We start from the raw sequence: 24,292 nt of genomic DNA, 5'->3' as shown, positions 1-24,292 counted from the left end.
ATGTCAAAAGTAATAGGAAAAGTTGCTCAAATCATTGGACCAGTAGTAGACGTAGTTTTCAACGGTAAAGATGTTGAACTTCCAAAAATTTATGATTCACTAGAAATCACTAAAAAAGATGGAACTATTTTAGTTCTAGAAGTACAATCTCATATTGGCGAAAACACTGTTCGTACCATTTCTATGGATTCAACAGATGGTTTAAGCAGAGGATATGAAGTAGTTGGAACTGGAAATCCAATCCAAATGCCAATCGGTCCAGACGTATATGGAAGATTATTTAATGTTGTTGGAGATGCCATTGACGGTTTAGGTGATTTGCCAAAAACTGGAGAAAATGGTCTGCCAATTCACAGACAAGCTCCTAAATTCGAAGATTTATCAACTTCATCTGAAGTTTTATTCACAGGTATCAAAGTAATCGATTTGATCGAGCCTTACGCAAAAGGAGGTAAAATTGGATTGTTTGGTGGTGCTGGTGTTGGTAAAACAGTATTAATTCAGGAGTTGATCAACAATATTGCAAAAGGTCACGGTGGACTTTCAGTATTCGCTGGAGTAGGTGAAAGAACACGTGAAGGGAATGACTTACTTCGTGAGATGTTAGAGTCAGGAATTATTAAATACGGTGATGATTTCATGCACTCTATGGAAAATGGAGGATGGGATTTATCTAAAGTAGATATGCCAGGAATGAGAGAGTCTAAAGCTACTTTCGTTTTCGGACAAATGAATGAGCCACCTGGAGCTCGTGCACGTGTGGCACTTTCAGGATTATCTATCGCTGAGTATTTCCGTGATGGAGCTGGATCTGATCAAGGTAAAGATGTATTATTCTTCGTTGATAATATCTTCCGTTTTACACAAGCAGGTTCTGAGGTATCAGCACTTTTAGGTCGTATGCCATCTGCGGTAGGTTACCAACCAACATTAGCAACTGAAATGGGTGCTATGCAAGAGCGTATTACATCTACAAACAAAGGATCTATTACATCTGTACAGGCGGTTTACGTTCCTGCGGATGACTTAACTGACCCGGCGCCGGCAACAACGTTTGCTCACTTAGATGCTACAACTGTATTGTCTCGTAAAATTGCTGAGTTAGGTATCTATCCTGCGGTTGACCCGTTAGATTCTACTTCAAGAATTTTAACTCCACATATCTTAGGAGATGAGCACTACAACTGTGCACAAAGAGTAAAAGAGATTCTTCAAAAATACAAACAATTACAAGATATCATCGCGATTCTTGGTATGGAGGAGTTATCTGAAGAAGATAAACTTTCAGTATCAAGAGCACGTCGTGTACAACGTTTCTTGTCTCAACCTTTCCACGTTGCGGAGCAATTTACAGGTATCCCAGGTGTATTAGTTGATATTAAAGATACTATCAAAGGTTTCAACATGATTATCGATGGTGAGTTAGATCACCTTCCAGAGGCTGCTTTCAACTTGAAAGGTTCTATTCAAGATGCAATCGAAGCTGGAGAAAAAATGTTAGCTGAAGCATAAAAATAAAGTTAAAAGTTAGAAGTTAAAGGTTATACGTTTCGTAACTTTTAACTTTTAACAAATAACTTCTAACTTAAAAAATATGATTTTAGAAATAGTATCACCAGAAGCTAAATTATTTTCAGGAGAGGTAACTTCGGTTACTTTGCCAGGAGTTGATGGAAGCTTTCAGATTTTAAATCATCACGCACCAATTGTTTCTATCTTAGAAGAAGGAACAATTAAAATTGCAGCTCCTAGCTTTAATTTTTCTAAGGAAGCCGTTGATAAATTCAAGAGAGTAAATGACCAAACTTATACTTTAGAGATTAAGTCAGGAACAATCGAGATGAAAAATAATAAAATTATTGTTTTAGTAGACTAAAACAAATTTTAAAATAAGTAGAAAAACCAGACAGTATTTGTCTGGTTTTTTTTATTTGTAGATAAACGTAATTAAAGTAGCTGTTTGTTTTATTTGTAATAAAAATAATATATTTTAAAAAATAAGTAAGAAAATTACTTAATACAATATATATTTGTAGCTCTATTAACAAATTAAACCACTTATTATGAAAAGATTTTCTGTAGTAATGCTAGTACTAGCATTAGGATTTGGGACAATGTCCCTAACTTCGAGTTCTAATTGTATCAATGAGATTTCAGCTGAAGCAGCAAATGTTGTAGTTGGTCCAACATATACAGCCCCTTGGCTAGGTGTCTGTTGCGAATCGCCACTTACTGCGGTTGAACGTGATATTGCAAAACGTGGCTATCCTGCTACTACTCAATACTTAATTAACAGCACAACAAGTAATACGGTAACTTACACAATTAATTAAATTCTTTAAAAAATTATAGTTTTCGTAAATGTATTTTATGGCCAGATTTAATATCTGGCTTTTTTTATTTTCGTACTTTTGAAATATTAAAATCTCTTTATAAAATATTTGATCATTTGTAAAAGCTCAGTAAGCTTTTATGTTTTGTTTCATCAACGATGAAGCACAATCTTTTATTATCAAATTTTATAAAGAATACTTATGAAAAATATATCAAAAGTTGCCGTTCTTGGAGGCGGAGGAAGAACTGGAAATTATCTTGTGAAGCAGTTATTAAAAAAGGAATTCAGCGTAAAACTTTTGCTGAGAAATCCTGAAAGTTTTGAAATTGTAAATCCCGATATTGAAATTGTCAAAGGTGACTCATTAGATCTTGAAGCGATTAAATCAGTAATGCATGATTGTCAGGCAGTACTTAATACAATTAGTCAGAGAAAAGATGAACCTCTTGTGGCATATGGAACCACCAAGAATGTCTTAAATGCCATGAAAGAATATAATATAGATCGTTATGTTCTTTTAGCTGGTCTTAATATCGATACACCATTCGATAAAAAAAGTCCAAAAACTATTATGGCAACCGACTGGATGAAAACTAATTTTCCGTCAATTCAGATCGATAGGCAAAATACCTATAATCTTTTGACTGAAAGTGATGTAAACTGGACGCAAGTTCGAGTTCCTTTTATTGAATTTAAAAATGAAACTAATGCAATAGATGTAAATCTCGAAGATTGTTTAGGAGATAAAATTACTGCATTAGATATTTCGGATTTTATGATTAATGAAATGGTTGAATCACAATATAGCAGGAAGTCACCTTTCATTAGTGCTAAATAATTAGTAAATTTAAAACAACGGACTTAATACAAGTCCGTTGTTTGTTTACTGTAATTTCAATTTTATACTTTTGTTTTATGAAACTACCTGAAAATCTTGGCGAGAAAATAGAAAATTGTAGGCAGGATAATTCCCTTAAAAAATTGCCTGTATTTAAGAACGTAGTTGATTTTTCTTCCAATGATTATATTGGTTTTTCAAAATCTGAAATAATTTTTAGAAATGTCCATGCTTATTTGGTAGAAAATGAAATTTTTCAAAATGGGGCAACTGGTTCTAGATTGGTTTCTGGGAATCATTCACTTTATCACATTGCAGAAAACTTTATAGCGCAGTTTCATGATGCAGAAGCTGCTTTAATTTTTAATTCGGGTTACGATGCCAATATTGCTTTTTTTAGCGCTGTACCCCAAGAAAATGATGTTGTTTTGTATGATGAGCTATGTCATACTTCAATGAAAGACGGAATTTCGATTTCTAGTGCCAAATCTTTTAAATTTAATCACAATGACTTAGAAGATTTAGAACGTTTAATTCTAGAATTTCCAAATCAATTGGTTTGTATCGTCACAGAAAGTGTTTTTTCAATAGACGGCGACAGCCCAAATCTAGAAGAATTAATTGCGCTTTCAGAAAAATACAATTGCTATGTAATTGTTGATGAATCCAACACGTTAGGGGTTTTTGGCGAAAGAGGAGAAGGTCTTAGTCAGTATCTTCAATTACATGATAAAATTTTTGCACGAATCATGACTTTTGGAAAAGGTTTAGGATGTTATGGTGCGGGGATTCTTGGTTCCGTTGAACTGAAAGAATATCTCATAAATTTTGCAAAAAACTTTATTTACTCAACGGGTTTGTCTCCTCATTCAGTTGCAACTATTTTGATAGCTTATCAACATTTGGAAATTGAAAAAGAGGCTATTGAAAAACTTCGCCAAAACATCATATATTTTAATCAATATAAAAATTTATTAGGCTTAAAACCAATGTTTGTTCGTAGTAAATCTGCTATACATTGTGCGATTGTTCCTGGAAATGAAAATGCCAAAAAGCTGGAGCAGGAACTTCAAGATAAAGGATTTGATGTGCAGTCAATTCTGTCGCCAATTGTACCACAAGGGCAGGAACGTCTTCGTTTTTGTATTCATAATTACAATTCACAAGAACAAATTAATCAAGCTTTAGAGTTGCTAAGAGATTTTATTTTCTGAAAATTTTAAAATTTCTTGTAACGTTTTAATGATTCGATTACTTACCAGTCGTAATCAAATAAACCCATAAACATGAAAACAATATTTCGATTTGCAGGAATACTATTTATATTCTTTTTTTCTTCAACTATTTCAGCACAGGAAAAATCACCTAAACTAGAAAATTCACTTTTGTGGGAAGTTTCAGGAAAAGGACTTGAAAAGCCGTCTTATTTGTATGGAACGATCCATATGATTTGTTCAAAGGATTATTTTTTATCTGAAAAAGCAAAAAAAGCATTTGAAGCCTCAAATAAATTATATTTAGAAATCAATTTTACAGATCCAAATGAAATGAGCCAAATGCAGCAGTTGGCAATGGGAAAAGAACCACTAAGTAAAAAATTAAGTCCAGAACAATTGGCAAAACTAGATTTAATTTTAAAAAAGAGCACAGGAATGAGTGTGCAGCAAGTAGATAGTTTCAGTCTTTTAACAGTCTTAAGTTTGATTAGTATGAAAAGTTTTGGCTGCACAGATCTTAAGTTTTATGAAATGGAGTTTTCTGATGCCGCTAAAAAAAGAAATGTCTCAATTTCTGGTCTTGAAACCGTAAAAGCTCAATTTGAAATTTTGGAAAATGCTTATTCAAATGATGAAATTTTAAAGCTTTTAGAAGAATCAACTTCTGAGGAATCAGAGCAATTAGTTACTGCATACAAAAATGAAAACATTGATAGCATGTATGCTTTAACAACTGATGAAAAATTTACAAGTGAAAAAACAAAGAAGCAGATTCTTGACAATAGAAATTTGAACTGGGTAAAAGCAATGCCAGAGTTAATGAAACAAAATAGAGTTTTCTTCGCTGTTGGCGCTGGGCATTTGGGAGGTGAATTTGGAGTTATTAATTTATTGAGAAAAGAAGGATATACTGTAAAACCGATAATGAACTAAATCTGTTTTGAAAGAGAAAGAACAAGAATTTTTGAATCGGATACAAAGCCATAAAGGAATTTTATATAAAGTTTCTAAAATGTATATGGATAATTCTGATGATCAGCAGGATTTGTTTCAGGAAATCGTCTGCCAGCTTTGGAAATCATATGATTCTTTTCGAAATGAAAGTCAGTTTTCGACTTGGATGTATAGAGTAGCAGTAAATACAGCAATTGTATTTTTAAAGAAAGAAAAGAGAAAGATAGATAAATATGAAATCGATTCGGATAATATTAAAGAAGACGAAAATGATTCTCATATAAAAGAAAGTCAGCTGGATCATTTTTATAAAGCGGTACAAAAGCTGGATAAAATTGATAAAGCCATAATCTTCTATCAATTAGAAGGCTTCTCTCATAAAGAAATTGGTCAGAACCTCGGAATTTCTGAAGGAAATGCCAGAGTAAAATTGAACAGAGCCAAAGAAAAATTAAAAGAAATTATTAAAAATCAGGGATATGGATTTTAACGATATACAAAATGCATGGAATAATGAAAAACCCGAAAATATTATTCTGCCGGAAAATTTAGAGAAGATTCAATCTGCGAATACTCCATTAGATAAAATTAAAAAAAATCTAAAAAACGAATTCATTTATCAAATCCTGTCTATTGTTTTGATAGGGACAGTTCCTTTTATATGTGATTTTCCACCCAAGATGACTTTTCTGTATTATTTGCTGTACAGTCTTTTTGTAGCAGTTTGTGTTTATTATTTGACGAAGCTTTACTTTTTTTATAAGCGGTTGAATAATATAACTCTGAGAACAAAAGACAGTTTGTATGAAACCTATTTTGATATTAGGCTAAATATGGAATTGTATAAAACTTTTGGATTTGCTTTGACGCCGTTTTTAGTTTTATATTTTTTAGGCTTTTATTATTATGCGTTTACCAAGATACCAGGGTTTGTTGATCATGAATTTTCTAGCGGCCAACTCATCGGATTCTTTCTAGTGGTTGTTTTTACGATGCTCTTTATGGGAATTTCTCTAGAATGGTGGGTTCATAAATTTTATGGAAAGTTTGCCAAAGAAATAAAGAAGGTGATTGATGAATTGAAAGAGGAATAAAAAACAAGAAACCCATCATAATTTGATGGGTTTCTTGTTTTAGGAATTAATCCATTATTATTTTTTTTGATGTGCTATGACCATTCTGTAGATTAATCTTTAGCAGTAAAACTTGATTTCCTGTCTGCAAATTCGAAATTTGAAATTCTGTACTATTAATTTTTTTCTTATTGAATATTTCCTGACCCAGTACATTATAAATAATAACATCATTGATAGTTTCTTTTGAAGAAGAAATTCTAACTATTTTATTTTTAACTGAGACTAAAATTCCATCTGAAATATTTTCAAAGTCATCTGTTCCTAAAGTTTTAGAAGTATAACGAAGGACAAAACGGTCTGTAAATGTTCCAATTGCAGTTTTAAAAGTATAATTTTCTTTGCGAAGATCTGTTATTTTTCCTGTTGTTTTATCTTCTAAATAAACAGCCTGCGTGTCGAAGAATCCGTCTGCATGGTCAATTGCAATGGTAAAATCACCTTCAATTGTAGATTTATATCCTACCGGCACTAGGTCGCTGCTGTCAAACGGCAGCCCGCGTCCCTGAATTGACAATTTACTGGTTCCATTAACGGTATAAAAATCTATAAAACTGTTGCCTGAGATTGTTGCCGCATCAAAGTTATAATCAACGTTGTTTGTGGCTCCCTCAATATATCCAAGCAGTGCCTGTTTATAAGCTCCCTGTGTATTTGTTAAAGTGAGCCATAAACGATTCTTTTCTCTTGTGTTTGTTTTGGCAGTTTTATAGAACTGTGTATTATTCCCTCCTACACGCAGATTGTTGTTGAAATTTACCGTAGATGTGGTTGGTTTTGCAATGAATGCCTGTCCCGCTGCAATATAACCTTTAAATGGTCCGCCGACCTGAGGCCCTTCAACCTGTCCAGTTCCGTTAATTACGGCAAAATCATCACTTGCATAATAATAGGTCGTGCTTCCCGGTGCCAGGGCAGGAAGTAAATTATGCGTCCATAAGTAAACGGCGCCCAGATTATTATTAAAAATTAAATCTTCGGCATCAATTGCAGACGGATAAGGGTTGCCGATAAAATTCCACTTGTTTGCTGTAACAGCTACATTTATATCTCCGTTATTCGGCACACCTGTAAAAATACCTGTAAAAGTACTCGGCGTATTGATGTCAAAACTCTGCGGGCCTCTTATGCTGTATCCTTTTCCGACTTCCATATCCATGTTTCCATAAAGACTCGTCTGCCATTTAGCATTGACGGCATCCCAGTAAAAAAACTTATCGTACAATGTCCCCGCTGAAAACTGATTCATTTTAAATCCTGTTTTCGTAACCGGCATTGACCAGTATGTTAAATCATATCGTCGTACTGACGTTTCTCTTTTGTAAATAATATCTCCTGTGTTTATTGCATTTGTTGTTTGTAATAAGCTTGAGCCGCTTTCAAAAGTTAACTGACCGTTTGTTGTAATGCTGTTAGTAACGGTTAAAGTCACTCCACTAGGTATTACAACAGAAGCTCCAGAATTAACAAGCAAAGAACAAATAGTTGTATTGGCTGTAAACGGCTGATTTGGATTTGTGGAGCTAATAATTGCTCTTCGAGTTATAGTCGGAAGACCACTGGACCAACTAGATCCATTCCAAGTAGTTGAAGAATCTTCGCCAATAGCCGTGCTTGATGTTAATGGTGAATTACAGCCTCCGATACTTACCCTGAAAAAATAAGAACCTACAGCTAAATTTGGTACAGTAAACGTAGATCCAGTTCCGCTATAAGTAGCAGAAGCAGTTCCTGTCTGTGTAATCTGCCAAGTTCCTGAAGCAGGTAAATTTGTTAAATCAATACTTCCTAAGCTTGCACAGGTAACAGGATGTACCGCACTAATTGTTGGAGGTGCAAGCAGGATGGTAATTGTTGCATTATTATTGTTATAATCATCCCCAGAAATATCTGTGACAGTATTTAAAGATGGATCAGTTCCTGTAACTGTAGCAGAATTAACAATTCTTCCTGCAGCAACATCTGCTGGTGTAACTGTGTAAGTTGCCGTTATTGTTGCTGTTTGATCGACAGCTAAAGAAGAAATTAGATTACTTGAAAACACCATTCCAGGCATTGGGTCAGAAACACTGATATTTGTAATTGGAACTTGTCCTGTGTTTTTTATATCAAAATTGTAAGTGATGACGTCGCCTGCTTTACCACATGATGATAGTGTTGCTTTTTTAATCATACTCAAATCTGCAATTTTTAAAGATTTTGTATTGAAAGCTATAAAAGCACAATCTGAGCTTCCTGAAAAAACTACTACAAAACGATCGACCTGAGCCGCATTTGCAGAAGTGATGCCAAAAGAACTAGTCTCGATTCCCAGCATTCTAATGTCTCTTGTAGCTGCTGGTGTAAAAGCCGTTACGCCATCTGTCGCTCTAAATAAATCTAAACTGTAAGTTCCAATAACCGAAACAGAATTAAAACTAACGGATATTTGATTACCTACAGTGTTTCCTGCTGCATCAACAAATTTAAATATATCTTCAGTTCCTGTTCCTCCTGGTTCGGCAACTTGGGTAACGAGTAAATCTGGAATATTGTCATTTATGCCTAGTAAATTTAAATTGTTTGTTCCGATTTTAAATTCCGCAGTACCATTTGGAATGTTGGCGATTCCAGTTCCTAAGCTTAATCCATTCTTGCCATCTGTAAGTCTTGAAGCCCTTTCGCTTCCAGTTGATACAGCTCCTGCTAATGGTGGAATTAAGGTGGTTCCCGTTGCTGAGCCATCTATCATCGATCCTTGTAAAAAATAGGTACTTGTGTTTGCTCCTAAAGTTTGAATTTTTAAGGCTCTAAAGTTTTGCGCATTATAAGAAACAGAATTTGTGTTTAATTTATTATCCTCTACACCTGTCGAGAAAGTTTGGCCTCTCCATTCAAATGCTAATAAATTATTGACATTGTCAGGACGATTTCCTACGCCTGTGGCTGCATTTGATGTCCAGTAACCAGTTCCTGTTTTATTCCAGTCAGTATGAATTCTGGTTATTGTATTACTTTGGCCTGTAATTTTTAATGATATCAGAAAAAAGAAAATAATTGTTTTTTTTAATGATAAAGAACGGAAATTCAATAGCTTTTTTGTGCTCATGAAATTTGTGGTTAAGATTGGTTGATAATGGGCTTTTTGGGTATGCTTTTAAATATTTTATATAAATTTTCTAACACGCAAAAATCCGACATTGATTAGGTGTCGGATTTTGTTATGAGTATAATCTCATTAATTAAAAATTATCTTTTTCGTGACTGTATGGTCATTATCTAAAATAACTTTAGCTAATAAAACTTGATTGCCAGACTGTAAATTTGATATCTGGAATTCGTTTAAATCAATTTTGTTTTTAGTATAAATTAATTGACCTCCAATATTATAAATCTGTACTTCTTTTATATTTTCAGTAGTAGAATTTACTTTTATAACTTTTGATTGTACAGAAACTAAAACCCCGCTTTCTGAATTTTCAAAATCATCTGTTCCTAAAGTTTTAGAAGTATAACGAAGGACAAAACGATCTGTAAATGTTCCTATTGCAGTTTTAAAAGTATAGTTTTCTTTGCGTAGATCTGTCATTTTTCCTGTTGTTTTGTCCTCTAAATAAACATTCTGCGTTTCAAAAAAACCGTCGGCACGGTCAATTGCAATAGTAAAATCACCTTCGATTGTAGATTTATATCCCAACGGGACTATATCGCTGTTCTCAAATGGAAGTGCACGTCCCTGAATTGACAATTTACTGGTTCCGTTAACAGTATAAAAATCTACAAAACTGTTGCCCGAGATTGTTGTTGCATCAAAGTTGTAATCAATACCATTTGTTGCTCCCTCAACATATCCAAGCAATGCTTGTTTATAAGCTCCCTGGGTATTAGTTAATGTCAGCCATAAGCGGTTTTTTTCTATTCCGTTTGTTTTGGCAGTTTTATAGAACTGTGTATTATTACCTCCTACACGCAGATTGTTTTTGAAATTTACCGTCGATGTGGTCGGTTTTGCAATGAATGATTGGCCCGCTGCGATATAACCTTTAAATGGTCCGCCAACTTGAGGTCCTTCAACCTGTCCTGTTCCGTTAATTACTGCATAATCATCACTTGCATAATAATATGTCGAGCTTCCTGCTACAGTCTGGGCTGGAAGTAAATTATGCGTCCATAAATAAACAGCGCCCAGGTTATTATTAAAAATTAATTCTTCGGCATCAATTGCAGACGGATAAGGGTTACCGATAAAATTCCACTTGTTTGCTGTAACAGCAACATTTATATCTCCGTTATTTGGGGTACCAATAAATTTTGCTGTATAATCAGAAGGATTAACGGTGTCAAAAGTTTGTGGTGCTCTTATACTGTATCCTTTTCCAACTTCCATAGGCATAGCTCCGTAAAGACTAGTCTGCCATTTTGCAGTATCAGGATTCCAGTAAAAATATTTATCATATAAAGTGTCTGGTGACAAATCATGCATTGTAAAACTAGAATTGGTAACAGGCATTGACCAGTAAGTCAAATCGTAACGACGTACTTTGGTAGTTCTCTGCATTTCAAAAGCAGTTGAATTTCCACTAAACATAGTTTTACTATTAGATGTTTGAATTAACGATCCGCCGCTAAGTATTAGTAATTTTGCTCCTGTCCCTACTGTTATATCTTCATCAACAGTTAGCGTAACATCTTTAGGAACTGTTAAAGTATAATTTGGGTTGACAGTACAAGAACAAACTGTAACATCTGAACTTAATGTTGTGTTTGAATTGATAACTATTGAACTGTTCGTTGCAGGAGTACCTGTTCCGTTGTAGGGTGTAGTTACTCTTAGGAAATTTACAGCAACATTAGCATTTCCACCATCTTCTCTTAAACGAATTTCTACACGAGAATTACTATTTAATGCATAAGTAGTTGGATTATTAATTATAGTAGCAGTATTGGTATATCCAGACTGAGTAAATACTAAATTACCATCAATATATATTTGAGTTGCATCATCAGAATTTACAAGTTGTATTTGATATTGACCACAAGGAAAACCGCGGCGTTTAAATGAAACTGTAAAATTATCATCTGGCATTGGTGCTCCCTGCCAAATTGTTGCTGCAGAAGGCGATTTTGTAACACCCCAGTAAGTTTTTGAGTCAACGTTTAAGTTTGGATCTACATAATTTCCTGCATACACTGTATTTGCAAGGTTTAGATCATTTTTAACGTAACCGTAAACATTCCAAACTTTATCTCCATAAACTGTCGGGTCTCCTTTTATTAAACCAAATGATATAGCTGCTCTAGATGAACCATCAAATTCAAAATATTCAAGAACAAATTGATGTGTACCAGCAGTCAAATTTTGTAAAACAGAATCTACAGTGTAACTATGCTGATTCCATCGTTCCAAAACTTTTGTTCCATCTATATAAAGTCTAATACCGTCATCACTTCCAAGCATGAAGTTATAACTACCAGCTTCAGTTATATTTGCAGTCATTTTGTATCGAACAAAAAACCTGTCAGCTGGTGCTGTTTCACAAGGGATATTAGTTGTAACGCCACTAACGGCCCCTTCTGCAACATTTCTGTCAAAATTTTTATTTTCTGTTACTGTTCCAATGTAAGTTGCTATGCTCGTGTCTGGTGTAGTAGTTGGAGTTGCTGGATTTGGAGCAGTATTTCCTGTCCATTTGTAAACATATCCAATCCAAGACTCATTGCCAAAAGTTGTTTGATCACCAGGAATTGTACAAGGAGGAGCAGTGACATTGACAGTTACAGTTGTAGTAGAATAATTTGTTCCGTTTGAAATAGTGTATTCAAAAGTTGTAGTTCCTACAAATCCAGCAGTTGGTGTAAATGTAACATTTGTTGTACCATTAACGACAACAGATCCTCCAGTAGTAGGCTGTGTTGCTGTGATAGAAGCCAGTGGTGTATAATTTTCATCATTTGCTAAAATTGGAATATTGACAGCAGTATTAGAATTTGTTGATGCAATGTCTGGATTAGCAGTAATTAAGTTTGAAGGCTCTACAACACCCGAAAGAGTTGGTCCAACTTCTCCTCCATAGTTATGTTTTATTTTGAAATATCCATTATATAGATTTTGAACCGCATAAGGATATATTCTGATATAAAATGTTTGATTAGTATTGCTTGAAACAGTTGTTCCAGTTGGAAAATTTAAAATAACCTGAGTGTCAACACCTTTCACTGCTGTTGTTGGACCGGCAAGTACTGTTCCTCCACTAGCGAAAGTAGGATCAGTTGAATAATGCACTTCAAATTTAGAAGCACCTTCAGTTCCTGTTGGAGAATTATATATAAAACTAAATTGTGTAAGAGTTAGTTTATAGTTTGTTTTGGGTGTAACACTTAGTTGAATATATCTATCTAATTTTATTGCCGTTGAACCACCATTTTCCAATTTACTAATATTAAAATAGTTTGGGTTACTGTTCGTAACAAAATTAAGATTATTACCAGTAATATTATTTCCAGTGATATTTGGGTCGGTTACTACTGCTTTTGGTTGGTCTAATGCACCATTCCAAATGATTAATTTGGGAGTAAGATCTGTAACATAAACGACTACAGTTGCAGTAGAAGTTTTGGTTCCATTTGTCAGGGTATAGGTAAATGAAGATGTTCCTTTAAAATTCGTAGAAGGAGTAAATGTGAAAATATTTCCATTTCTGGTAACTGTTCCTTCTGCAACTGATGGTTGCGTAAATGTTATAGTTGTGCCACTTGTATTAGTATCATTCGTTAATGGATTAAATGAAATAGCTCGTTTTTCTTGGGTTGTGATTAGATCGTCATTTGCATTTAGATCTGTTGGGTTATAAGTGGAAACTGTTCCAGTAATAGTTGGAGTTGTATTTCCTGCTTCAGTAGCGGTTCTAAAATTAATTAAAAAAAGAGGAGAATTATTGTCTGTGTTTGATTTTAGTTTATAACCATAAATACGGAGCGTTAATTTTTCTCCTGCATAAATAGTGATTTTAGATAAATCTATTGATTTATTTACTTTACCAGTTTGTGTTGCTTCATCTAGTAATAGAGTACTAGTAGCGAAGTTGTCTTTAGAATAACGTACTTGATATCTTTGTACATAAAGATTTGAATCACCTCTATAGGTGAAATTATAAGCTCCAAGTTTAATTTTGTATCCAGTTTTCGCGGACACTTCAACTTGAAAATATTTATTCTCATCTATGCTGAAAGAAGTTGTCCAAGGGCTTCCTTTGAAACCTTCCCATTCTGACGGGGTTAAAGTTATGCCGCTTCCACCAGTTAAATTTTCAGCTGCGACTGCATTAGTATAAGTAGCATTAACAACAGGAAGTGCATTTGTTGGATTATCCCATTTTACTAGATTGACTTGAGCAAACCCTAAAAAAGGCAACAGTAAAAATAAAAGTAAAGTTTTTTTCATGTTAAATGTTTTCTATCAGTTTGTTATGCTGGCATAGGAGTTTTATGCGTCGCAAAGATATATACATCTACGTGCTGCAAATCAGGACGGTTTTGATAACCTATATATATTCGATGAATTGTTAAAAAAGTCGACGAAATACATATTAAAAAATAACAACTGGCGGGATTTCTTATAAAACAGTAAAAAAAAATATAAGAATAATCGTAAAATTTAACGTTTTTTGAGGTCGTTTTTTGAGATTTTAGACTGAAAAACGTCAGGTTTGGCATAAAATCCGCAAAAACGGAATATTTTACAACCAAAAGTTATTTTGTGTTAAATAAGGAATTTAATACAATTTTTGTGCAAGAGAAGTGATTTTGAAATAGTTGAAAAAATCATTTGTTAGAGGGAAAGACCGTTCTAATTTTCTTCCAATTCTTTTACTTTTTCGTAAACCAAATTACTTTCATATCCTCTTCGAAGCATATAATCACAAAATTTTTTGCGTTTTTTTAAAAGATTACCTTCTGATATATTATTCCAAGATCTTTCGGCTAGATTTTCAAAAGTTTCAAAATATTCTTCTGGAGAAATTTCCTTTAAAGCTAATGTGATATTTGTTGACGAAATATGTCTTGCTTTCAATTCGTTTGTAATCCTAATCTTTCCCCAATGTTTAATACGATGCTTACCACGAGCAAAGCTGCAGGCAAAACGAGTTTCATTAAGAAAGTTTCCTTCAATTAATTGTACGACAATACTGTTAACTTCATCAGAAGTCATTTTTAAGCTGTACAATTTAGCAACAACTTCATCATGACAACGTTCTTGATAAGCGCAAAAATGCTCTAGTTTTTGTAAAGCTTCTTTGATAGTAAAAGTACACTTCGTCGGGTTTTTCATTCTTTTTAACGTTTAAATGTAATAATTGTCAATTAGTTATAAAATAATTCTAAAATTTGTTAATATATTCTGAAAAGAAATAAATTATAACCTTGTGGATTAGGCTAATTTAAATATTTTTGTACGGAAATTTTAACATTTTGATTTCTGATAAAAGTCAGGATTTTAACATTTTAGATTTCAGTAAATACCAAAAGACATTTACTTTTTTTTGAAAAGAATGCCCTTTTTGCTTTAAGCAAACCAAAAACAAATTTAAAACAAATACCTACTGTTATATGATGAGAAAACTACTTTACTCGTTTTTATTATTTATTCTTTCTAAATTTTCTTCCAAGAGAACATTCTCGCCAAGTTTAGGATTGCTTTGTGTTGGGATGTTTTTTGTATTTAGTCCTGGGTTTTCTCAAAGTGCATATATTACACAACGTGGTAATTCAAGTACAAATCAAACTTCGAATACATCATTAACGATTAATAAACCAGCTGGTGTAGTGATAGGAGATGTAATGTTAGTTAACATTGCTCAAATTGGTAGTGGTAATTTGTCTAATCCAACTTCAGCAGGTTGGACTTTGATTGCTGGTGCCAATCTAGGTACCAATGATAGATGGGGAGCAGTATTATACAAAATAGCAACAGCAAGTGAACCAGCATCATATACTTTTACATTAAATTCCAATATTACTGGAGGAGTAGGTTCTATTGTAGCATTTACGGGAGTTGATGTTTCTGGACCGAATCCATTCGATGTTACTTCGCCAACAATTCAGGCTACTAATAACACTACTGTGAATGCCACACAAATTACGACTGTAACAAACAATACAGCAATAATTATGTTTGGACAAGTAGCAAATTCATCTCCTAGTTGGAATGACAATGCTTGGCAAACGGCTAACTCACCAGGAACATTGAGTGAATTGTATGATGATCGCAAAACAACTGGAGGGAATGTTTCCGTTGGTGCAGCTTGGGCTATTAAAACTAATACTGGATCTACAGGAGCGGGTAGAGCAACTTTGAGTTCTTCTCAAAGAAATGGAGGTGTTTTAGTGGCTTTAAAGCCTTATACATACAAAAGTCAAATTATCGGAGTTAATACCGGGTCAACAAATTGGTGTCCTGGAGAAACAAGAAATGTTAGTGTGACAATAAAAAACACAGGAACTGCTGCTTGGTCAGATGGACAATCAAGAGATTTTAATATTGGCATTAAATGGAACACTAATGGAACAAGTTGGACTGATTATAATGTGCGAGTAGATGCTGAAAATTTGACTCCTGGTGATACTAAGACATATAATTTTTCAATAACAGCTTCTAATAATGCAGGATCATATGGAACTCCTTTAGTTGCTGGAACAAACAATCTAACATTTGACGTTGTTTATGAAGCTGTTGCATGGTATGGGAATAATAATAATGGAGTCGGTTCAGGAAATTCTGTTTACACTACTCCAAATCAAACAATATTAGGTTCGCCTGCAATAAATAAAACAATTTCTACGACAGCTTCAACTATTTGTTCAGGCACAGGTACAAATATTACTGTTGCTGCAGCAGAGCTTGGTGTTAGTTATCAATTAAGAAATTCAAGTAATGTTAATATAGGAACTCCAGTTGTTGGAACAGGAGGAAATATTAGTTTGCCCACAGGAAATTTAACTGCAACAACAACTTTTAATGTGTTAGCAACATCTTGTGGAAATTCAGTGCAAATGACGGGAACTTCTACAATAACTGTAAATCCACTCCCAACAGTCTCAAATGCAGGCCCAGATCAAAATGGTAATACTACATTTACATTGGCAGCAAATACCCCGACAGTTGGTACTGGAGTATGGACAATAGCGAGCGGGCCAAGCACTTCATTAAGTCAGTTTAGCAGTACTTCCAGTCCAACCGCTACATTTACTCCTTTTGGAACAGGAACATATGTATTAAACTGGACAATAAGTAATAGCTGTGGAACATCTACAGATCAGGTTGCTCTTGTTACGAATTGTGTAACTAATTTAATAAAAAATGGTGATTTTAAAAATGGAACCGCAGATTGGTCAGTAGCGACAGCAGGAGGATGGAAAACTGAGGTTTTAACTGAAGGCGTATATTTTGGTAATGGTGGTAATGATAATACAGCAGAATTAGATTCAGAAGCATCACTAAGACAACAAGTAACAGTTATTCCAGGGGTTCAATATACCTTAAATTTTCTTTACACTAGAAGACCATCTTCTCCCACTAATGTTGCGGTCGATGTTAGAGTATTGGGTGGAGCAACTACTCCTTCAGTAAATTATACTACTAATAACAATACAAGTACTCCATTTATTGGGACTCTTACATTCACACCAACGACATCTACTATATATATTGAATTTTACAATTCCTTAGGAACAACAACCCTAGGTTCGATCATAGATAATATTGTTTTAGTTCCAAGCTCTCAAGTGACTCCAATGGCTACAACAGTGCCAAAAGGTCCTTTTAAAACCTTAACTGCCTGTGCGGGTGTACCTGTTCAATTAGACGTGGAAAATGTTCCTGCTTCAGGTGTAACTTATTCTTGGTCAAGCACATCTTTAGGTGCAGTATTTTCATCAACTACAATTAAAAATCCTACGGTAACCTTTTCAGCAACAGCAACAGGAGCCCAAGAAGCAACTGTTATAGTAACTTCAACAGGCGGCTGTGCTGGAACTCCTTCAAGTACATATGTTAATTTAATTGCTGCACCAACAGTTTATAATGTTACTGGAGGAGGCTCGTACTGTTTTGGCGGTACCGGACTTGCTGTTGGTTTGGCTAATTCGACTTTAGGTGTGAGCTACCAACTGAAGTTAGGTGGGGTTGATAATGGGGCTGCAGTTTTAGGAACTGGCGGTGCAATTAATTTTGGTACTAAAACGGCAGCGGGTACCTATACGGTAGTTGCTACAAATCCTTCTCCCAATGGCTGTGCTTTAAACATGAACGGAAATGCAGTGATTACAGTGAATCCAACCTCTGTTGGAGGCAGTGTCACAGGAGGAACAGCAGTTTGTACAGGGACTAATAGTACCTTACTAACTCTAAGCGGGCATACAGGATCAGTAACACGCTGGGAATCATCATTGAATAATTTTGCTACAGCAGGTACACCTATTGCTAATACTACTACCACTTATACAGCTACAAATTTAACAGCTACAACATCTTATCGTGCAGTTTTGACTAGTGGAGTTTGTTCTGCGGCTACTAGTAGCTCTACAACAATAACAGTAAATCCAGCTCCAACTGCACCGACAATTACAAAAAATAGTGATTTTACTTGTGGTAGTTCAGGAAGTGTTACACTAACAAATCTCCCATCAGGAAATTGGACAATTAACCAAACAGGAACAGCATCACAAACGATTACTGGCACTGGAAGTTCTCACAACATTACTGGATTAGCAGCAGGAAATTATAATTTTACTGTTACAAATGCTTCAAACTGTACATCCAGTCCAGTAGCAGCAGTTAATATAATAAATCAAACGTCTACAACAACTTGGAACGGTTCAGGATGGTCTAATGGAACTCCAGATGGTAATAAAAGCGTAATAATTGCTTCTGCTTCTGGAAATCCTTTTCCAACAGATATTGTAGCTTGTTCGTTAACGATAAGTGTTTCTAATGGAGCAGCAGACCCATTTGTTACAGTTCCAAAAGGGATAACTTTAACAATTACCAATCAAGTGATCTCTAATGGGAAACTGGTTTTTGAATCTGGAGCAAGTTTAATACAAAAGACAAATATTCAAAATACAGGAGATATTGTTTACAAAAGAGAAACATCAATACGACGATATGACTTAACATACTGGTCAATGCCGGTTACGAAAACAGGATTTAAAATGAATCAGTTTTCAGCGGGGACATTGTACGATAAGTTTTTTTACTGGGATGCCGTCAATGCTAAATGGCAGACGAGTCTTTACGGAAACATGGATATGGAAGTCGGAAAAGGATACAGCATAAGAGGTCCGCAGAGTTTTGACACCACTACGCCGAGTACTTTTACGGGTGTTTTTACAGGTGTGCCGAATAACGGAGATATAAATGTCGCTGTTACAGCAAACAAGTGGAATTTTATCGGCAACCCTTATCCATCTGCAATTGATGCTGAAGATTTAATTTTTAATAATAATCTGGGTGCTGTTTACTTATGGACGCATAATTTACTTCCTGCCCTGGCATCGGGAAGCTCAACATATTATTATGCAAGCGATGATTATGCCGTAATTAACGGAACTGGGCAGGTTGAAGGACCTCAGGTCGGCGGACCGTTTCAGGGGTATATTGCAGCGGGACAGGCATTCATTGCAAAGCCAACCACATCGACAGTAAATTTCAACAACAATCTGCGTGTAGGAGGAAATAATACACAGTTCTATAAAACTGCCAAAACAAACACAAGAGAAAAGAACCGTTTATGGCTCACCTTAACAAATACACAGGGAGCTTATAAACAGGCACTGCTTGGATATATTGAGGGAGCAACAAACAACGTTGATTACAACTTTGATGCGGCAACAATATCGGGCAACAGTTTTATAGATTTTTATACCGTTAATGGAACCAGTAAATTGTCAATCCAAGGACGCGGGCTGCCGTTTGACAGCAGCGACCTAGTGCCGGTAGGATATAAATCTACAATTGCAGGTGATTTTACCATTGCAATTGACCATGCAGACGGATTCTTTGATACCCAGGCTGTTTATTTAGAAGATAAAACAACAGGAAAAATAACAGATCTTCGTAAAGAAAATTATACTTTTAAAACTGCAATTGGAACATTTACAGACCGTTTTGTCCTTCGTTATACTTCTAAAACATTAGGAACAGATGACTTTGAAAATCTTGAAAGCAGCATTTTAGTTTCAGTAAAAAATGGAATTGTACAAATTACCTCTTCAAAAGAATTATTAAAGGAAGTAAATGTTTTTAATATAGGAGCACAGTTGCTTTATACTAAAAATAATGTGAATTCATCAGAAATGCAGATTTCTAGTTTGCATTCTTCTGATCAAGCATTATTAGTTAAAATAACTTTAGAAAACGGATCTACTTTTACTAAGAAAATTATTTATAGCAACTTATAATTTACATTCAATAAAATTTTTAAAAGTCCATTCTTTTTAAAGAATGGACTTTTTTATTACGTTGAAATATCCCTAAATCTTGGTATTGTATGCCTTATTTAAACTTTATAATTTTAGTCCAATTCTTACAAATGCTAACTAAAATTATATTGTTTTGATTAAAAAATTACTTTTAATACCAATTTTGGCTTTTTCATTGTCTACACCTGGAAAAATTTTGGCACAACAAGGTAAAGTAGACAATAGCTTTAATACGCTCGATGATGGACAAATCGGTGATGGATTCAATGCTACCGTTAGAACGCTTCTTTTACAAGAAGATGGAAATTTGATTGTTGGCGGAGATTATCTAAGCTTAAATGGAATTCCTGCTTCATACCTAACTCGTCTAAATCCCGATGGATCAATAGATGAAAGTTTTAATACAGGAACGGGTTTTAATGGTAAAATTTATGCATCTTATCTCCAGTCAGATGGAAAAATTATTGTTGGTGGAAGTTTTACCACTTATAACGGAATCAGTGCTGGAAGACTTATACGTTTAAATCCAGACGGATCTTATGACCCGAGCCTTAATACAACTGTAGGCGCAACAACTGGAATTATCCATGACATCGCAATGCAGTCAGATGGGAAAATAATTATTGTTGGAAGTTTTACGAAATATACTAATAGTACAGTAAATAGAGTGGCACGTTTATTACCAAACGGAACACTCGATTCTTCTTTTTTAACGGGTTACGGATCAGCTTTAAATATTACAGATGTTAAAATTGATTCAAACGAAAAAATAATTCTCACCGGTAATTTTACCGAGTTCAATAGAACTTCGACAAATCATATAGTTCGTTTAAACACTAATGGAAGTATTGATTCGAATTTTAATATTGGAGCTGGATTTGATGACGATGTAAATGCGATTGTTTTGCAGCCTGATGGGAAAATCATTCTAGGAGGCAGTTTTACAAATTACAATAACATGTCTGCCAATAGAATTATTCGTTTAAATGAAGATGGAACTAAGGATGAAAGCTTTATTAATGGATCCGGTTTTACTAAAGAAGGAGTTGAAGTTCTGAAGATTAATGGGGTTGGAGAAATAATGGTTGGCGGATCTTTTACTGGTTTTTACAATAATGTTGAAGTGAATAGATTAGTTTTTCTTAATTCAGACGGAAGTGTTAAACCAAATTTTGACATCGGGTCTGGTCCATCTTCTAATGTCATTTCAACTTTAGAGTTTGATAAAGATGGATCTTGGTTTGTTGGAGGATCATTCTCTATTTTTAATGGACAAAATCAAGGGAGGCTGGCAAAAATTAATAACGAAGGAGAACAAGACATTGCCTATTTAGCTTCTGGAATTGGATTTGATAATTCAGTATTAAGTATTTTACCTTTATCAAATAACAAAATAATTGTTGGAGGTAATTTTAAGAAATTTAACAATACAGCTGCGTCAAAGATTACCTGCCTTTTAGGAAATGGTTCAATTGATCCCTCTTTCAATGTTGGAAATTCTGGAGCTAATAATCTCATAAAAGCGACTGCATTACAACATGATGGAAACATAATCTTAGGAGGAAATTTTACGAAATATAATGATGTTACTACTAACAAAATTGTCAGGATTTTTTCAAATGGTGAGATTGATAATTCTTTTTATACTGGAGAAGGATTTGATGGGCAAATTTACACATTGGCAATTCAGTCTGATCAAAAAATAATTGCAGCAGGTTCATTTACAAGGTATAATAAAATTAATGCTGGAAAAATTATCAGACTGCTTCCAGATGGCTCAAAGGATATGAATTTTAACATTGGTTCAGGTGCTGATTCAACTATTGATGCCATACTTATTCAGCCCGACGGAAAAATTCTAGTAGGAGGGCATTTCAAAACATTTAATGGTTTGCCTTTTGCTGGTTTAGTACGTTTAAATGTTGATGGAAGTATTGACCCCAGTTTTAATATCCTAAAAGGTTTCGATAAATATGTTTATGCGATAGCCTTGCAGTCTGATCAAAAAATTATTGTTGGAGGCTCATTTTTAACCTTTGATGAAATATCTAAAAAAAGGATAGTCCGTCTAAATAGTGACGGAAGCATTGACGCAACATTTGAGTCAGGAACAGGTTTTAGCAAAGGGGATGTTCGTACTATATTAACTCAGCCAGATGGCAGGATTTTAGTTGGAGGTGCCTTTTCTGGAACATATAAAAATATTTCATCTTCCAGACTTATTCGGCTATTAGCCGACGGATCTTATGATAAATCTTTCTCCGCACCATTAAACAATACTCTCTATGCAATGAATTTCACAGAAGATTATAAATTGCTAATAGGAGGAAATTTTAATTCTATTTCTGGAATTTCAAAACATAGAATTGCGCGCTTAAAATTATGTGTAAATACAACAACTTGGAATGGAATTTCATGGTCGAACGGTTTTCCTTCACCTGGAAAAGATGTTTATTTTAAAGAAGATTATCCGAACCTAACCACAACTCAAGTTTGTGGTTGTAATATCGATCAAGATAAGACTGTCACACTATTAGAAAAAAACAATTTGGGAATTGATTTTGCATATACCGGTTCTGGAACTTTGGTTCTAGAAAATTCTGCAAGTTTATATCAAAATGATGACGATATGGTCAATACTGGAATTGTCCAGGTAAAAAGAAAGACAAGTCCTGTGATAAGATTTGATTTGACGTATTGGTCTTCACCTGTTGATAAACAGAAATTGTTTGACTTTTCTCCAGAAACTCTTTCAGATAAATTCTATTGGTTTGATCCCATTTCTGGATGGAACACAAGTTACGCTGGGACAGCCAACATGATTCCAGGACAGGGTTACAGTATTAGAGCCCCCCAAAGTTTTTCAACGACAGAAAGATCAATATTTGAAGGTGTCTTTAAAGGAATTCCTAATAATGGTAAAATAGAAGTAAAATTAGAATTTGCAGACCGTTACTACTTAATAGGAAATCCATATCCATCGGCAATCACTGCAGATGCTTTTTTAATAGGTAATTCTTCAAAGATAAAAGGAGCTCTTTATTTTTGGACACACAATACTCCACCTGCTCAAACTGTGCCAGGAAATGCAACTTATTATTATAATAGTGACGATTTTGTTGTATATAATCTTTTAGGAGGTGTTGCAACAAGTTCTTCATTAAATGGCAATCTTAGTCATTTCATACTAGATGGTACCATATCTTCTGGGCAGGCTTTTTTTGTAAAAAGTAATGTTGTTGGCTCTTTAGAATTTAACAACAGCATGCGTGTTTTAGGTAATAATAGTACTTTTTTGAAACCTGCCATAAAAGAAAGTACAAAACATCGTTTTTGGTTAAATCTTAGTAATGAAAATATATTTAAACAAATTTTGCTAGGGTATACAGATGAAGCTTCTAATTCTCTAGATTTAAATTATGATGCAGAACTTTTAAGTTCAAATTCAACAGCGGATTTTTACAGTATTACTGAAAATAAGCGCTTAGTGATTCAAGGCAGGGGAATGCCGTTTACTGATAATGATTCGATACTGCTAGGATATAGAACTGCGGCTAAATGCACTCTTAAATTAGAGATTGATCATCAGGATAAATTTTTTAATGATATAGAAATTTTTGTAGTAGATAAAACATCAAATGTGGTACACAACCTTACCGAAAGTTCTTATCAGTTTAGTAGCGATGCTGGAACTTTTAATGATCGTTTCTCCATTATTTATGCCAATAAAAACTTAGGAATTAAAACTAATGAAAAAGATTTGAATCAGGTTTTGATAAACGTAAGCCACCATATTATTAACATTGAATCTTTTAAAGAAACTATTAAAAAAGTAGTCATATTTGATATTTCAGGAAATCAATTATTTCAAAAAGATATGTTTGAGACAAAAAAAATTTCCATTCAGAATTTATTTTCCTCACACCAGGTTTTATTGGTTAAAATAGACTTTGAAAATGGCAATTCAATATCCAAAAAAGTAATTTTTTAAACAAAATTAAATATTTAAAAAGCCGTATGCTAAAAATGAGTATAAGGCTTCTTTTGTTTTTAAAAAAATGTAAGTAATTGTTTATTATTGAGTTAAATGGCTAATTAACAGTTTTTTCTTATTTTTTGGTATATTTTATATTTTAGTGTTAAAATTATATGTTTAATACTACAATATTAATTTGTATGTAAATAAAATCGTACCTTGGTGTGGTATTCAATCGATAAAAAGTAATATTTATCGATAATTGTAATTTTTCTACAAGCCTTTTTTGATTTTATCTTTTTTTCAACAAACAGTTTTACTGTATTACTACCTGCCATAAGATTATTGTAAAATTTTTGGGTAATCATTTTTGAGTTTTAT

13 protein-coding genes are annotated in these 24,292 nt (G+C 34.0%); 10 read left to right on the top strand and 3 right to left on the bottom strand.

What is annotated here, in order from left to right:
• From atpD to QE431_RS21040, 8 genes are all read left to right on the top strand, one after another.
• Positions 1–1,512: a F0F1 ATP synthase subunit beta gene (atpD, locus tag QE431_RS21075; RefSeq protein WP_057115305.1), complete on the top strand. Its 1,512-nt coding sequence runs from the start codon at positions 1–3 to the stop codon at positions 1,510–1,512.
• Between the two features lie 82 nt (positions 1,513–1,594).
• A complete protein-coding gene (locus QE431_RS21070) occupies positions 1,595–1,876 on the top strand; it encodes a F0F1 ATP synthase subunit epsilon (protein ID WP_057115304.1) in 282 nt (93 codons plus the stop codon).
• Positions 1,877–2,084: 208 nt separating this feature from the next.
• Complete coding sequence (locus tag QE431_RS21065) at positions 2,085–2,333, top strand: hypothetical protein (protein ID WP_128414923.1); 249 nt, start codon at positions 2,085–2,087, stop codon at positions 2,331–2,333.
• Positions 2,334–2,534: 201 nt separating this feature from the next.
• On the top strand, positions 2,535–3,173 hold the full coding sequence (locus tag QE431_RS21060; protein WP_307299978.1) for an NAD(P)-dependent oxidoreductase: 639 nt from the start codon (positions 2,535–2,537) through the stop codon (positions 3,171–3,173).
• A gap of 77 nt (positions 3,174–3,250) precedes the next feature.
• The gene (locus QE431_RS21055; protein ID WP_307299976.1) at positions 3,251–4,387 is read left to right on the top strand and encodes a pyridoxal phosphate-dependent aminotransferase family protein; all 1,137 of its coding nucleotides are present in this window, start codon (positions 3,251–3,253) and stop codon (positions 4,385–4,387) included.
• 72 nt (positions 4,388–4,459) lie between these two features.
• On the top strand, positions 4,460–5,323 hold the full coding sequence (locus QE431_RS21050; protein WP_307299974.1) for a TraB/GumN family protein: 864 nt from the start codon (positions 4,460–4,462) through the stop codon (positions 5,321–5,323).
• A 79-nt stretch (positions 5,324–5,402) separates the two neighbouring features.
• Complete coding sequence (locus QE431_RS21045; RefSeq protein WP_373428955.1) at positions 5,403–5,834, top strand: RNA polymerase sigma factor; 432 nt, start codon at positions 5,403–5,405, stop codon at positions 5,832–5,834.
• On the top strand, positions 5,824–6,438 hold the full coding sequence (locus QE431_RS21040; protein WP_057115298.1) for a DUF2975 domain-containing protein: 615 nt from the start codon (positions 5,824–5,826) through the stop codon (positions 6,436–6,438). The genes QE431_RS21045 and QE431_RS21040 overlap by 11 nt, the downstream gene beginning before the upstream one ends.
• 46 nt (positions 6,439–6,484) lie before the next feature.
• On the opposite strand, the gene QE431_RS21035 is transcribed toward QE431_RS21040, so the two are convergent.
• The 3 genes from QE431_RS21035 to QE431_RS21025 all read right to left on the bottom strand — a co-directional run bounded on the left by QE431_RS21035 (position 6,485) and on the right by QE431_RS21025 (position 14,785).
• Complete coding sequence (locus QE431_RS21035; RefSeq protein ID WP_307299973.1) at positions 6,485–9,565, bottom strand: T9SS sorting signal type C domain-containing protein; 3,081 nt, start codon at positions 9,563–9,565, stop codon at positions 6,485–6,487.
• 129 nt (positions 9,566–9,694) lie between these two features.
• Positions 9,695–13,897 carry an Ig-like domain-containing protein gene (locus QE431_RS21030; protein ID WP_307299970.1) on the bottom strand — a complete coding sequence of 1,401 codons (4,203 nt, stop codon included), beginning with the start codon at positions 13,895–13,897 and terminating at the stop codon, positions 9,695–9,697.
• 405 nt (positions 13,898–14,302) lie between these two features.
• Positions 14,303–14,785 carry a regulatory protein RecX gene (locus QE431_RS21025; RefSeq protein WP_307299968.1) on the bottom strand — a complete coding sequence of 161 codons (483 nt, stop codon included), beginning with the start codon at positions 14,783–14,785 and terminating at the stop codon, positions 14,303–14,305.
• 278 nt (positions 14,786–15,063) lie between these two features.
• Between QE431_RS21025 and QE431_RS21020 the strand changes: the two genes are divergently transcribed.
• On the top strand, positions 15,064–19,914 hold the full coding sequence (locus tag QE431_RS21020) for a T9SS sorting signal type C domain-containing protein (protein WP_307299966.1): 4,851 nt from the start codon (positions 15,064–15,066) through the stop codon (positions 19,912–19,914).
• A 154-nt stretch (positions 19,915–20,068) separates the two neighbouring features.
• Positions 20,069–23,926 carry a T9SS sorting signal type C domain-containing protein gene (locus tag QE431_RS21015; RefSeq protein ID WP_307299963.1) on the top strand — a complete coding sequence of 1,286 codons (3,858 nt, stop codon included), beginning with the start codon at positions 20,069–20,071 and terminating at the stop codon, positions 23,924–23,926.
• The last annotated feature ends 366 nt before the right edge of the window (positions 23,927–24,292 follow it).

It is taken from the genome of Flavobacterium sp. SORGH_AS_0622, from assembly GCF_030818825.1.
Taxonomy (GTDB): Bacteria; Bacteroidota; Bacteroidia; order Flavobacteriales; family Flavobacteriaceae; genus Flavobacterium.
This window is presented reverse-complemented; position numbering and strand designations above follow the sequence as displayed.

Coding starts and splice junctions, on each gene's coding strand:
- QE431_RS21025 (WP_307299968.1), bottom strand. CDS start 14,785: ATGAAAAACCCGACGAAGTGTACTTTTACTATCAAAGAAGCTTTACAA.
- QE431_RS21060 (WP_307299978.1), top strand. CDS start 2,535: ATGAAAAATATATCAAAAGTTGCCGTTCTTGGAGGCGGAGGAAGAACT.
- QE431_RS21065 (WP_128414923.1), top strand. CDS start 2,085: ATGCTAGTACTAGCATTAGGATTTGGGACAATGTCCCTAACTTCGAGT.
- atpD (WP_057115305.1), top strand. CDS start 1: ATGTCAAAAGTAATAGGAAAAGTTGCTCAAATCATTGGACCAGTAGTA.
- QE431_RS21040 (WP_057115298.1), top strand. CDS start 5,824: ATGGATTTTAACGATATACAAAATGCATGGAATAATGAAAAACCCGAA.
- QE431_RS21045 (WP_373428955.1), top strand. CDS start 5,403: ATGTATATGGATAATTCTGATGATCAGCAGGATTTGTTTCAGGAAATC.
- QE431_RS21020 (WP_307299966.1), top strand. CDS start 15,064: ATGATGAGAAAACTACTTTACTCGTTTTTATTATTTATTCTTTCTAAA.
- QE431_RS21030 (WP_307299970.1), bottom strand. CDS start 13,897: ATGAAAAAAACTTTACTTTTATTTTTACTGTTGCCTTTTTTAGGGTTT.
- QE431_RS21035 (WP_307299973.1), bottom strand. CDS start 9,565: ATGAGCACAAAAAAGCTATTGAATTTCCGTTCTTTATCATTAAAAAAA.
- QE431_RS21050 (WP_307299974.1), top strand. CDS start 4,460: ATGAAAACAATATTTCGATTTGCAGGAATACTATTTATATTCTTTTTT.
- QE431_RS21070 (WP_057115304.1), top strand. CDS start 1,595: ATGATTTTAGAAATAGTATCACCAGAAGCTAAATTATTTTCAGGAGAG.
- QE431_RS21055 (WP_307299976.1), top strand. CDS start 3,251: ATGAAACTACCTGAAAATCTTGGCGAGAAAATAGAAAATTGTAGGCAG.